Below are 13597 nucleotides of genomic sequence, written 5' to 3' on the forward strand. Positions count from 1 at the left end.
AAAAAGAATTGAAAATACCAATGATCCAAATTTCGATAAGGAGGGATGAGGAGAATGGATTGGATGGACTTTCATATATTAGTGAAACTTGTCATTTCAGCAGTATTAGGACTAATCATTGGTTTGGAACGGGAATTAAAAAGAAAACCGGTCGGATTGAAAACTAGTTTGGTTATATCGATCGTCAGCTGCTTGTTGACGATCGTTTCAAGTGAGTCTGCTTATGTATTTCCCGCAAATCATGATGTGAATATCACGATGGATCCTCTCCGTCTTGCAGCCCAAATTGTTTCAGGGATTGGTTTTTTAGGAGCGGGCGTCATTTTGCGCAGAGGCAATGACAGTATATCAGGTTTGACAACTGCTGCGATTATCTGGGGTGCCGCCGGGATTGGAATTGCAGTCGGAGCCGGATTTTACGTTGAAGCGATTGCTGGCGTTGTTTTACTGATCATCAGCGTAGAAATAATTCCCCTTGTTTTTCTTGTGATTGGGCCTAAAAAATTGCGTGAAAAAGAAGTATTGCTCAAAATGACCATTAAAAATAAAGAACAGATTCAAGAAGTGATTGATATTATTCAAAAAGATAAAATTACAATCGACAATATTCATATTAAAGACCTGAAAGACGGAAATACTCATCTCCTAGAACTAAATGTGTCCGTAGATTTCCGGAGAAGGACTACTCAACTGTACTATTCTGTTTCTGAAATTCCTGGAGTGGAAAACGTGGAAATCGAAAGTCTTTAGTTTTTTTAGACGCTTATATTGTTGTGTAACAAAGACCTCTTCGCCATGAATGCAGCAATGGAAAGAATAAAAAAATATAAAAAACCTCTTGTCTTTTTAAAACAAAATAATTATAATGTAATTGTTCGTTTTAAGAGTTACAAAAAAACGGGGCATTAGCTCAGCTGGGAGAGCGTCGTGCTGGCAGCGCGAAGGTCAGGGGTTCGAGCCCCCTATGCTCCATCATAAAAACGTGAATTCAGTGCGGTTAGACCATATGGCAACCGCACTGTTTTTTTATACATTTCATTTGCAAACAAATGCAAACCCTTATTATGATAAAATGTGTTAAATGCTAGTTTGAGTTCTATACTTTTGTTGAACAAACACTCTTTGAATGCTGTTTGTTTTGATCTACTGATAGAAAAAAACAACAGAGACTTAAAAAAATTCAAGTTACTTCAACTTCGCTTCTGCTTAAGATCCCCTGTTCTCCATATATGCTGGGTTAATGAATGCAAAAAGGCCTTGCTTAAAAAGGAAGGCGTTTTTATTTTAATCAAATAACGAATTTTCCTCTGTCATAAGAGATTACATCATATGATCGGACTGATCTCCCATGAGTCATTACTGTTCGTTTATCACCGGAAAGGATATTCAACCATTAAATGAGTAGAAAAAAGGCACGCTTCCTCAACGCTACGCAAAGGAAATCTCCATTCACTATTTCTTTTATGACTATGATCTTTTTGTTTGTCGTTCCGCCCATTTATTTCGTTCACCGTCATCGGACAGTGCTTCTGCAAACGGGTGGCTGTCTCGTTCTTGAGAAGGCATTTTCGAAGATCGAAGCTCTGCCGAATTCAAATTATTGTTTGGGGCCGCTTCTTCATTCCATTTTCCCATCTTCCGCCCCTCCTTTCTCATCTTTTTGGTTTAGATGAAAAACTCTCATAAGACAATAAATCAAGAATTTGTGTTCAATAAAAAGCAATCTTATCCATATGGAGAAGTTTCGTTTATAGTTTTAGTTTATCGAAGTTCCAAAAAAACATGCTCCGACTTGAGAGTCTTTGTTCTCTAGTTATGCAATGCCGACAAAACGGACATACTGATAGACAGAAAATAAAGGAGCTGGATGCGGAATGGCTTTTTACCGGATTTTTCTGCGCTGGCCGCTTGTCGGCCGTGTATTAGCCATCTCTGTAGCCATTATTGTAGCAGCCGGAGTCATTATTCACTTCTTGGAACCGGTCACTTTTCCTACTATATTTGAAGGAATCTGGTGGGCTGTGATCACCGCCTCCACGGTTGGCTACGGAGATTACGTTCCCGCAACATTAGAAGGGCGGCTAATCGGATTGATTCTAATTTTTGCCGGCGCCGGATTTTTAACGACTTATTTCGCCTCATTAGCAGCAACCGCGGTCACTCGTCAAAATGCCTATATAGATGGCAAAGAAACATTTAAGGAAGACCGCCATATCGTCATTATCGGCTGGAATGAACGATCGCGTGCGTTTATTCATCATTGGTCTCTCTTAAAAAATTCCAAGTCCATCTTGTTGATCGATGAGTCTTTGCACCAAAATCCATTTTCAGATGGCAGAGTGCACTTTATTAAAGGAGTTCCTTATCAAGACGACACCTTGCAAAAAGGAAATGTAAAGCAAGCCGATCTCGTTTTGATTACAGCGGATCAGGATAAAAACGAACGTCAAGCGGATATGGCCACCATCTTAACGATTATCGCTGTAAAAGGAATGAATCCAAACGTCTATTGTTTAGCAGAAATTTTAACGGCAGAACAAGTAGAAAATGCTAAAAGAGCCGGTGCAGATGAATTGATTCATACGAATCAGCTTGCAAGTTTCGCTATGTTGAACAGCTTGCTTTGCCACGGAATGTCTGACGCCGTAATGGATCTATTTGATCATGTGAATGGCAGTCATTTCAAAACGATCGTAATGGAAGACGAGTGGGATGGGTTGACCTTTCGACAGTTAAGCAATGTGCTCATCCAAAAACGAATGCTTCTGCTCGGAGTGAAGCGGGAAGAAGACGTAATCATCAACCCCCCACCTGAATTAACAATGAAAAAAAGTTTTCAGCTGATCATTATATCCGATTAGTCTATCAACAAAGACTCGATGTCACGCACAAGCTGTCTTCCAAACTGGATATACTCTTCCGGAAATTCAGCATCTTTCTCTTGCGGTTCCGAAAATTGATTAAAAGAGGCGGCCAAATTTCCGGAGGAAGCATAATCGTCCAAGCCGCGCTGATATACATGATTCATTAAAAATGGCCTCCCTAGTTTCACAGTTACACCTGCTGAATCCAATTGGCCGTCTACAGCCGTAAATGGGATGCGTAAAAATTGATAACCTTCATCATCGCTGATTTTATAATCGAACGATCCATGATCATAATCCCAATTCCCGCCAATTTGAAACCCTTTTGGTTTTAATGATTGTTCCAGATTATATAAAGAATAATGCCGCCCCTCTATTTTCGAAGGTATTTGAATCATTGCAATTCCCTCCTTTCTTTTTAGTATTTACAGCTTATCTTAAAGAATCCGTCATTTTGTTTTTAACACTATGCTTCTTCATTATGTATGGTTTTGTTTCTTTTTAGCTTGCCAGTTGCGGCAGTGTTTCATGTTTTTGGAATAAAATAAGCGGCTTTATGATCTTTATTCTTACACAGTCTTGGAGTTTTGATCTCGATGGAAAGTTTGTGAGTGGTCCAATTTTCGCACAACATGCCACTTATAACTTGAAGCATCTTTAGTTTTCAATTTAGGAGATCAAGAAAGAGGAGAATCAATCATAGCTGCAGGGAAAACCAAGCAGCATGAAGAACGAGATATCATTCATCACTTGGATTGCCCTGAAGCTGGTCAAAGTAAAAGAAGGTCTAAGTTCAGACTTTTGAATTTGGGGAAGAGACAAGGTTTTCAGCTACTGTAAAAGTATTACCCATAATCGACAAATCAGCAGTTCCATGACTTTGGAAGAAGCTGATGATGAATATGCTTTTTGGAGACTGCACAAACAAAAAACGAATGTTTGCGCCATCTACATCTTTTGGTATGAAACTAGCTGTTTTTCATTTTGGTAACAGGAACTTCCAGACTTTTGTTTCGCAATATCAATACCATGTTTACCAACAGAAACGCCATAGTGACATAAAATATAAGCTTTATGTTATAAGCCGCAGCAATCGAACTTCCTAACAAAGGCCCCAGCAAATTTCCAAGAAACCGTGCGGAAGAATTGATTCCAAACGCCATTCCTTGGAGATTGGCGGGGGCTAATTTCTTGACCAAAACGTTTAACGAAGGGATCATTCCTCCGGTAAACAGTCCTAGAAAAAAGCGTCCAATAAGCAAAAGAGTGATATTTTTAGCTAACACTTGCGGCAAGAAAGCCAAGGCAGACATCGTGAGGGATATGATTAAAATTTTTCGCTGCCCAATTTTATCTCCTATTCTCCCTAAAATAGGAGAGCCAATCAGATTGGCGATGCCAGTAACTGCACTGACAAGTCCGACTATAAAGGCCAAATGTCTTCCGTGATATAGTGTTTTTGTGTATAGTGTGATGATGGGCTGAATGCTCATCATGGCCAATTGTGTAATTGTGGCCGCAATAAAGACAGGGAGAAGCGGTTTTAACGATTTCCAATTCTTTTTTTGTTTTGATGCCTTTTCTTTCTTAACCGTTGCTGTCTCTTTTATAAAGATCATGACCACCAGCCCGGCTAATAAAATAAGGCTTCCTGTGAGAAAAAATACTCCTTCAAATCCAACCAGCTCAGACAATATTCCGCCAATCAGCGGGCCGATCAGCGTACCGACAATTTGACCCGTTTGCAACGTTCCAAGCGCCTTTCCCGAGTCTTTGTCCGGCGTCACAGAAGCCTGCAATGAAATGGACATCGAAATAAAACCGGAAAATAAACCATTGATTAGTCGCAGACCAAGCAATTGCCAAGGACTTGTCACAATCCCCATTAAAATGGTCACAATCCCCATCCCGACGGAAGAACGTAGCAGCATCACTTTCCGTCCATATTTATCGGCCAAAGAACCCCATAATGGTTGAAATAAAAAAGAAGTGATAAATTGAGCTGAGAAAATCCATCCTGTCCAATGTTCCACATTTTGAATATGATGAACTCCCAGCTTTTCAATATATAACGGTAAAAACGGTATGATAAGACTCATTCCGGCGGCTTGTAAAAAATTAGCCGGCCATAAAACCCATAAAGTACGTTTCCAATACATGAATATCACCTACCCGTTCAGAATAATAAACTACTTGTTTTTAAGAATCCACTAAACAGGTAGTCTCCAATTTACTTTATCTAAAAAAGTATAGATTTTTAGTAGATGAGTTTCCTTCTATCATGCTATGCAAAGACAAAATAAAACATTTCATTGCAAGGGTTTGCTATTCGTTATTCATTTCATACCCAATATAAAGTATTTTGAAACTCGGCAGTCTGGAATGTTGTAATTGTTTTGCATGACAAGCTGTTATCCATTTTTTTCCTTATGATAAAGTTAGGGGAGAGACTCACTCCCCCCTCTTTTATCCTTTATACACGTAAAGTTTCATATTTTGATCTCGGCGAAAATGTTGATTGTTGTCAGAGTTCTTTGCCGATTCCCACTCACTGCTTGGAACTTCTTTGCAATTCTTTTCAATCCACTCGTTGATTTTCTGATCGCGTCCCATTCCCATGCCTGAAGAAATCAGGAAATATTTCACTTCACCCGCTTTTGCCATCTTTTCAAGCTTCTGAGGCGTCAAAACAGGATCACTTCCTAAAAATCCTCCCATCGCCATCACAGCATAATTGGTTTTCAACATGAATGGAGCGGCGGTTGTCGCACTATCAACAGCTAACATAAATTTTTCCCCATGATAGTGTTTTTCTAAATAATTCAGGAGTTTTGTATTCACTTCTTCTTCCATCATTCCGCCTCTTTGTCTAAAATCTGTTTGGCCACTCGGCCTTCCGACACTTTGTCCGGTATGGAACATCCCGGCTGGTGCTTCACCCGGTTGTGCAGAGTTCCTTTTTTCATCCATCATCGGGCCAAATGATTGACTCGTAGGTCCTGCAACTGGAATTGTGCTGTTTCCCCCATGTAAAACGGTCGTAAGTCCCCAATAAAACGGAAGGATCAGCACGGCAAGCATTCCCGCAACAGACAGGAAGTAAGCAGCTTTTTCTCGATTTTGCATGATCGTCAAGAACACGAATAAAATAACTCCAACTATCGCAGTAAAAGCCATCCATGTTTCCGATACAGCTTCTCTATTTTGGAATAAGATCAATGTTTCAAAGAAAGCGGTAGCTAGAATAGCCGCAGGCAAAAGCCAACTTGGCCATCCTTGCTTCTTCTTGTAGAAATCCCATAAAATTATCCAGCCCATTCCGACTAACCCCGCAATGGCAGGACCCATCATACTTAAATAATACTGATGGAAAAATCCCGCGATGCTGAAAAAGATCATCATCGGTATAAGCCATGCCAGCCAAAAGATCGCAAATTTATGCTGCATCGTAAATTCTCTCGTTTTCCGATACGATACAATTAATCCAATAACCGAAAAGAGGACGAATGGCAACAGCCAACTAATTTGACCGGCTAATTCTTTCGAGAAGAGTCGGGTTACACCGGGATTTCCGGTTCCAAACATTCCCCTTCCCATTCCTCCATTCCCCATCAAGTGTTTACCGCCATCTTGGCCAAAGGAGGGAGGAAATTCTCCATTTCCCGGTGTTCTATTCCCATAGGGCATTCCTTGTGGAGAACTCCCGTTTCCGTTTTCAAACTGCTTTTGATTTTGCTCCATGTTCGGCATTCCTTTGAAAGCTCTGCCATTTCCATGGTCCATTCCTGTTAAACGTGAGATCCCATTATAGCCTAAAGCCAGTTCAAGTACAGAGTTTGTCTGGCTGCTTCCGATGTAAGGGCGCTTATCTTTCGGCACCATGTCCACAATCGTCGCCCATGAAAGGGATACGACAAGGAGCACAACGGTTGCCGCAATCAACTGTACCATTCGTTTCGTCCATTTTGATTTCGCCGCGATAAAATAAAAAAGATAAAACGCCGGTAATACCATATAAGCTTGCAGCATTTTAATGTTAAAACCAATTCCGACGAGAAAAAAACTCAATAATAACCAGCGAATTTTTTGTTTTTCCACTGCTTTCATTAAAGACCATGTGGCCACTAAGAGCGTCATAATGAGAATACTGTCTACATTATTTGTACGTACAACGGCTACAAAGATGGGTGTGCATGCCAATACTAAGCTGGACAGTAAAGCTGCTTTTCGTCCAAATTGAGGTTTGATAATGACATACATGAGCCATACGGATATTACCCCTGCAAGTGCTTCCGGCAACAGAACACTAAAGTCGCTTAATCCAAAGAGATACGCACTAAGCGCTTGGATCCACAACGCAACGGGAGGCTTATCCACGGTAATAAATCCCGCAGGATCGAAGGATGCATAGAAAAACGTATGGAAGCTTGTCAACATACTTTTAACAGCCACCGTATAATATGTATTGGATCCGGCATCCTTTAACCGATAAAAATTAAGAAAAATCGAGAGAAGGAGAATTCCTAACAATAAAAAATCGATTCTTCCTTTTAATTTCATTCTCATAATTATTATTCGCTCCTTTTTTAAAGTAGAGAATCCCGCTCTCAAATAATAAAATTCTTACAATGAATACATTTTCGGAGAATCTTTATAAAGCCCGCTTATGCCCCAGTTCGACCCTTATTTGAAACCGTGTTGATCATATAAAATTTTCCTTAATTTTTTCTTAACGAATGTTTGATGAAACGAAGGAGGAGAAAATAAAAAAAGCTTTTGTTGTTTGTGAAGGCAAGAAATTGGAGGAAAAATCAAGAAAGCAATAAACGGAATTTTCATTTTCGAATTTCTTGACAAAAGTTTGATAAGATATATCCCGATAGAAAGCGGCAATAAAAAAGCTCCTTGACTTAGGTTTATCCTAAGAAGGAGCTACATTAGCAAACTGACACTGAAATGTGACCGCCGTTTTTTATGATAGAAAGCACTTCGTTTTAGATATAAAAGAAAATGATTGCGTCAGAAAGACATATACTTTTCCAATCGAAAGGCCAACTAAAATTCCTGCCCCTACAAGCGTCAATACTTTTAAATCCAATTTTGCTGCTAAGATTCTTTTCTACCACTCCTGCGATTAATCCCGCTGTATAGTCAGCAGAAGGAAAACCAGGTTGTTAAAGGTCCGGTCCAGCCACCCAAGAAAAAACCGACAATATCGCCAATGGCAGACATGAAACTTTTATAAACAACACTTACTCTCTCTCCATTTCAAAGAAAATAAAAAAGCCCTATTTTCGACTTCTCCATGCGTTCGTGTCAATTCCTTAAACTCTCCCGCGTTCGTTCCTCACTCAGTCCGATTTACAGTTGACACTTCTCTATATAAAAGACCCTTATTTTATATCTCATTTAAGCTTAGAAATTGATTGTTCATTCTCCGGTATTGCTGATTAATACTTTTTCTGGTTGAATAAAAGTAATAATCTACCGAATGAATTTTAATATACCCTAAAATATTCCATCTTCTTAATATTAAAATTTTTTAAAATTTTTTAAAAAATAAAGGGGAGAGAAAAAAATAATATGAAGACTAAAAAGCAAAATATATTGGATCTAGTTATGTATTCTATATTTTTAATTTTCTTTATTTATTGGTTTATAAAGGATGATATGCCATCCACTTATTTATGGATATTAATTATTGTGTATGCTTCAATAATTGCTTATAAACTAAAAACAATTTTCACCTCAAAAAAATAAACTAAAGATGTGTAGCTCACAAAGCAGATTCCTTACCTTCTTTTACGAATTGTTCAATGCGCTTTTTTAATGGCCCATTTGCGATCATTCTTGTTTCAACTTATTCACCAACTTGAACAACAAACAAATCCGGCACGATTTGGGGCACGAAAGCACCCCCATCACGGCGGATACGTAAAACACGAAAAATAAAAAAAGAATCGAAAAAAAGATTTTCGGAGTACATGTCAAACTATTTTTGTACTCCGAAAATCTGCTCTTTTCTCGATTCTTCGAAAAACGTCGTTATTTCAATCGTTTTTCAAGTTCCGCTTTCTTCTCTTCATAGCCTGGTTTGCCGAGAAGGGCAAACATGTTGACTTTATAAGCTTCCACTCCCGGTTGGTCAAACGGATTGACTCCGAGCAGGTAGCCGCTCATGGCACAGGCTTTTTCAAAGAAGTACACTAAATATCCGAACGTATACTCATCCATTTTTGGAATGCGAACGATTAAATTCGGAACACCGCCGTCTGTGTGAGCGAGCATCGTGCCTTCAAACGCTTTATTGTTCACAAAATCAACCGTTTTGCCGGCAAGATAGTTCAAGCCGTCAAGATCGTTTTCTTCCGCTTCGATGGTCACTTCATGGCGCGGATTTTCGACTTTAATGACCGTTTCAAAAAGATCACGGCGTCCTTCTTGAATATATTGCCCTAATGAATGAAGATCAGTGGAAAAGTTTGCAGAAGAAGGATAAATGCCTTTTTGGTCTTTTCCTTCGCTTTCTCCGAATAATTGTTTCCACCATTCCGCAAAGTATTGCAGTCCCGGTTCATAATTGATGAGCAATTCGGTCGTTTTTCCTTTATTGTATAAAATATTTCTCACTGCTGCATATTGGTAAGCCAAATTGTTTTCCAACTCGGAATGGCCGAAATCTTCACGAGCTTGAGCAGCACCTTTCATCATCGCTTCAATATCTGCTCCGCTTACCGCAATCGGCAAAAGTCCTACTGCCGTCAATACAGAATAGCGGCCGCCGACATCGTCCGGAATCACAAAGGTCTCGTACCCTTCTTCATCGGCCACTGTTTTCAACGCGCCTTTTGCTTTATCGGTAGTAGCATAAATTCTTTTGCGCGCTTCTTCTTTTCCGTATTTTTCCTCCAACAACTTACGGAAAATTCGGAAGGCAATGGCAGGCTCAGTCGTCGTTCCCGATTTAGAAATCACATTAATGGAAAAATCCTTGCCTTCGAGAAAATCCATGACATCCTTCATATAAGTGGAGCTAATATTGTTGCCGGTAAAAATAATTTGCGGCGTTTTTCTTTTTTCGCTTGGAAGAGCGTTATAAAAACTGTGATTGAGCATTTCAATGGCAGCTCTTGCGCCTAAATAAGAACCGCCGATTCCAATCACAAGCAGCACATCGGAATCTTGTTGTATCTTTGCCGCCGCTTTTTGGATGCGAGCAAACTCTTCTTTGTCATAGTCAACAGGCAGGTCGATCCATCCAGTAAAATCACTGCCTTGTCCCGTTTTCTCATGAAGAGCATGGTGAAATACTTTTACAGCGTCTTGCAAATAGCGAATTTCATGTTCTCCAAAAAAAGTTAAGGCTTTTGAGTAATCGAATTGAATATGTGTCATATTGCAGCCTCCGTAGGAAATATTTTCAACTTAACTTTATCGAATGAAAAAAAAATAATCAAGCTGTAGCCTTAAGAAGGAAACGATTACAAATTTGACATTATTTCAAACTCCTATAATCAGTTATTATATGGTTCAATATCCATTTTTTATAATGAAATCAGCAGGGGCTGTTCTATACAGCCCCTGCCAAAAAAGATTTTAAATGCCCTTTATAAAGAAGCTTTTAAAATCGAAAGCACATCGTCGCGATTGAGAGCATGGAAATTGCCAAATTCCCCACGGAACATGGCCTTATCTGCAATCTCTTCCAAGCGTGAATCGTCAATGTCGTAATCAGCCAAACGAGATGGAGCGCCAAGCGAACTCCAAAATTCCCGCAGTTTTTGGATTCCTTCTAATCCTGCTTCTTCCGGCGTTTTTCCTGTTGGATCCACGTCGAAGACACGGACCGCTAATTGTTGAAAACGTTCCGGACGAACATGCAAGTTATGTTTCATCCAGTTTGGGAAAAGAATCGCCAGCCCACCGGCATGTGGAATATCATATACGGCGGAAACTGCATGTTCAATATTATGAGTAGCCCAATCGCCGCGGTAGCCCATTTGCAGCATGCCGTTTAAAGCGATCGTTCCGGCAAACATAATCGTTTCGCGCAGCTGGTAATTTTCCAAATCTTCGATAAGCTTAGGGGCTGTTTCTATTATGGTTTTTAAAGCCCCTTCACACATCCGGTCTTGGAGAGGAGTGTCTTTGGCATCGTGAAAATATTGTTCAAAAATATGAGTCATCATATCGACAATCCCATAAACGGTTTGATCTTTCGGTACGGTAAACGTATGGGTCGGGTCGCAAATAGAGAATTTCGGAAATACGAGCGGGCTTTTCCAGCTCACTTTTTCTTTCGTTTCCCAATTGGTGATGACGGATCCTGCGTTCATTTCTGATCCAGTCGCTGCATGAGTCAACACCGTTCCAAAAGGCAATGCCGACTCGACTTCCACTTTTTTCATGACAATATCCCATGGATCTCCATCAAACTTTGCTGCTGCCGCAATGGCTTTCGTGCAGTCAATAACGCTTCCGCCGCCAACCGCTAATATAAAATCAATTCCTTCTCTTTTGCATATATCTGCTCCTTTTCTAACGGTTGAAATCCGCGGATTCGGCTCCACCCCGGAAAGCTCATGCACTTGGACATCGATTTCTTTCAACAAAGAAAGCACGCGGTCATAAAGTCCGTTTCTTTTAATGCTTCCTCCCCCGTAAACAAGAAGCACATTTTTTCCGTATTTCGGAACTTCCGTTTTCAGCTCCTCCAGTTGTCCCTTCCCGAAAATCCACTTCGTCGGATTATAAAAAGTAAAATTATCCATACCGCACTCTCCTTTCTATCCTAACTATGTTATTATGTAACATTTTCTATATATTTTTCAAAACATCCACCTTTTTAAAGTAGTGGAAGTTTTGAAATGAAAAATTTACCGGATGGCAAAAAGAATAGGACGTCTTCTTCTGCTGCAAACTATAATAAAGAATCGTAAAAAAGGAGGTTTGTCTTATGAGTGCTCTTCAAAGAGTGGCGCTTATCTTTACTATATTAGGAGCCATCAATTGGGGATTAATTGGCTTTTTTCAGTATGATCTAGTAGCCGCCATTTTCGGTGGACAAGATTCGGCTCTTTCACGAATCATTTACGGCATTATAGGCATCGCCGGATTAATCAATCTCGGTCTGTTGTTTAAGCCGAACGAATCACTTGAACACGATCCTGAACCCAACACGGCTGATTAAACATTTTTGGTCTTGAAGACGAAAGAAATTTTCGACAAAAGCGAAAGGCATCGCTTGGACAGACATAAAAACAAAAAGGCGGCTGAATCATACGACATTATCATCATTTGAAGCGAACAGCCGCTAACGTCTCCTGCCAAAGTTATTTCGCTGCTCCTTTCTCAAACTGAATTCCTTTCTCCGCACAAAAAAGAAGAAGGCGCTCGTCCTTCTTCTTTTTATATTTCTTCCTTTTACATCGGTTTAAAAAATCTGACTCATCTATTTACTTATACCCAGCCTCTAAATTTAGCCGCTTCCGCTGTACGGCGGACTCCAATCATATAAGCAGCCAAGCGCATATCAATATTTCTGGATTGGGCGGTATCGTATACCGTGTTAAAAGCTTTCACTAATTTCTCTTTTAATCGCTCATTTACTTCTTCTTCTGTCCAATAATATCCTTGGTTATTTTGCGTCCATTCAAAATAAGAAACCGTTACGCCGCCGGCGCTGGCCAGCACGTCCGGAACAAGAAGGACGCCGCGATTCGTTAAAATTTTTGTCGCCTCCATCGTCGTAGGTCCGTTAGCCGCTTCTACCACAATGGATGCCTTAATATTATGTGCATTTTCTGAGGTAATTTGATTTTCTACTGCTGCCGGCACTAAAATGTCACATTCCAATTCCAGAAGCTCTTTATTCGTGATTGTATTTTCAAATAATGTTGTGACGGTGCCAAAACTGTCACGGCGATCCAGCAAGTAATCGATATCAAGGCCATCCGGATCATACAGAGCCCCGTAAGCGTCTGAAATTCCGACAATTTTAGCTCCTTCATCATACAAGAATTTGGCCAAGAAGCTTCCCGCATTGCCAAAACCTTGGATAATGACTTTCGCTCCTTTTATATCAATGCCTCGCTTCTTCGCCGCTTCTTTAATGCAAATGGTCACACCTTGAGCGGTGGCTTTTTCCCGTCCTTGCGATCCCCCTAATACAAGAGGTTTGCCTGTAATAAAACCAGGGGAATCAAATTCGCGCAGTCGGCTGTATTCATCCATCATCCAGGCCATAATTTGAGAATTTGTGTACACATCAGGCGCCGGAATGTCTTTTGTCGGTCCTACCAATTGGCTGATCGCTCGGACATAGCCGCGGCTTAATCGTTCGATTTCTCCCATCGACATCTGTCTCGGATCGCAGACAATCCCGCCTTTTCCGCCGCCATATGGAAGATTCACGATGCCTGATTTGATCGTCATCCACATAGATAGCGCTTTCACTTCATCTTCAGTGACATCCGGATGAAAGCGAACTCCTCCTTTTGTCGGGCCGGTTGCATCGTTATGCTGTGCTCGGTAGCCGGTAAATACTTTTGTGGTTCCATCATCCATGCGGACCGGTATCCGAACCGTCAGCATACGCATTGGTTCTTTCAACAGTTCATACATTTCTTCATTATATCCCAATCGGACAAGAGCCTCTTTGATTACACTTTGAGTAGAAGTAAATAGATTTAAATTTTCCGTCATAAATTTCGCCTCTTTACACCTTTTTCATC

The 13597-nt window shown here is 40.3% G+C and carries 10 protein-coding genes and 1 tRNA gene; 4 read left to right on the forward strand and 7 right to left on the reverse strand.

The window, feature by feature from the left end; genetic code table 11:
* Positions 1–63 precede the first annotated feature (63 nt).
* The gene (locus NST81_RS13865) at positions 64–750 is read left to right on the forward strand and encodes an MgtC/SapB family protein (RefSeq protein ID WP_327797103.1); all 687 of its coding nucleotides are present in this window, start codon (positions 64–66) and stop codon (positions 748–750) included.
* 149 nt (positions 751–899) lie between these two features.
* A tRNA-Ala gene (locus NST81_RS13870) sits at positions 900–972 on the forward strand.
* Positions 973–1467: 495 nt separating this feature from the next.
* Here the strand turns inward: NST81_RS13870 and NST81_RS13875 are convergent.
* Complete coding sequence (locus tag NST81_RS13875; RefSeq protein ID WP_169799149.1) at positions 1468–1635, reverse strand: hypothetical protein; 168 nt, start codon at positions 1633–1635, stop codon at positions 1468–1470.
* Positions 1636–1874: 239 nt separating this feature from the next.
* On the opposite strand from NST81_RS13875, the gene NST81_RS13880 reads away from it, so the two are divergent.
* The gene (locus NST81_RS13880) at positions 1875–2861 is read left to right on the forward strand and encodes a potassium channel family protein (protein ID WP_341030091.1); all 987 of its coding nucleotides are present in this window, start codon (positions 1875–1877) and stop codon (positions 2859–2861) included.
* On the opposite strand, the gene NST81_RS13885 is transcribed toward NST81_RS13880, so the two are convergent.
* The 5 genes from NST81_RS13885 to NST81_RS13905 all read right to left on the reverse strand — a co-directional run bounded on the left by NST81_RS13885 (position 2858) and on the right by NST81_RS13905 (position 11635).
* On the reverse strand, positions 2858–3262 hold the full coding sequence (locus NST81_RS13885) for a YugN-like family protein (protein ID WP_327797021.1): 405 nt from the start codon (positions 3260–3262) through the stop codon (positions 2858–2860). The two genes, NST81_RS13880 and NST81_RS13885, sit on opposite strands and share 4 nt — an antisense overlap.
* A gap of 570 nt (positions 3263–3832) precedes the next feature.
* Positions 3833–5023, reverse strand: coding sequence for an MFS transporter (locus NST81_RS13890; protein WP_341030092.1), 1191 nt, complete (start codon positions 5021–5023; stop codon positions 3833–3835).
* A 307-nt stretch (positions 5024–5330) separates the two neighbouring features.
* Positions 5331–7430 carry a glycosyltransferase family 39 protein gene (locus NST81_RS13895; protein ID WP_371836620.1) on the reverse strand — a complete coding sequence of 700 codons (2100 nt, stop codon included), beginning with the start codon at positions 7428–7430 and terminating at the stop codon, positions 5331–5333.
* 1479 nt (positions 7431–8909) lie between these two features.
* Positions 8910–10259 (reverse strand): glucose-6-phosphate isomerase, encoded by a 1350-nt coding sequence (locus tag NST81_RS13900; RefSeq protein ID WP_003354294.1) that lies wholly within the window; start codon positions 10257–10259, stop codon positions 8910–8912.
* A gap of 212 nt (positions 10260–10471) precedes the next feature.
* Positions 10472–11635: an iron-containing alcohol dehydrogenase gene (locus tag NST81_RS13905; RefSeq protein WP_003354295.1), complete on the reverse strand. Its 1164-nt coding sequence runs from the start codon at positions 11633–11635 to the stop codon at positions 10472–10474.
* Between the two features lie 185 nt (positions 11636–11820).
* On the opposite strand from NST81_RS13905, the gene NST81_RS13910 reads away from it, so the two are divergent.
* Positions 11821–12054, forward strand: coding sequence for a DUF378 domain-containing protein (locus tag NST81_RS13910; protein WP_003354296.1), 234 nt, complete (start codon positions 11821–11823; stop codon positions 12052–12054).
* 269 nt (positions 12055–12323) lie between these two features.
* Here NST81_RS13910 and NST81_RS13915 read toward each other — a convergent pair whose 3' ends face one another.
* Positions 12324–13568 (reverse strand): Glu/Leu/Phe/Val family dehydrogenase, encoded by a 1245-nt coding sequence (locus NST81_RS13915; protein WP_048623896.1) that lies wholly within the window; start codon positions 13566–13568, stop codon positions 12324–12326.
* Between the last annotated feature and the right edge of the window lie 29 nt (positions 13569–13597).

It is taken from the genome of Bacillus sp. FSL W8-0223 (assembly GCF_038006805.1).
Lineage (GTDB): Bacteria > Bacillota > Bacilli > Bacillales > DSM-4216 > Bacillus_O > Bacillus_O smithii.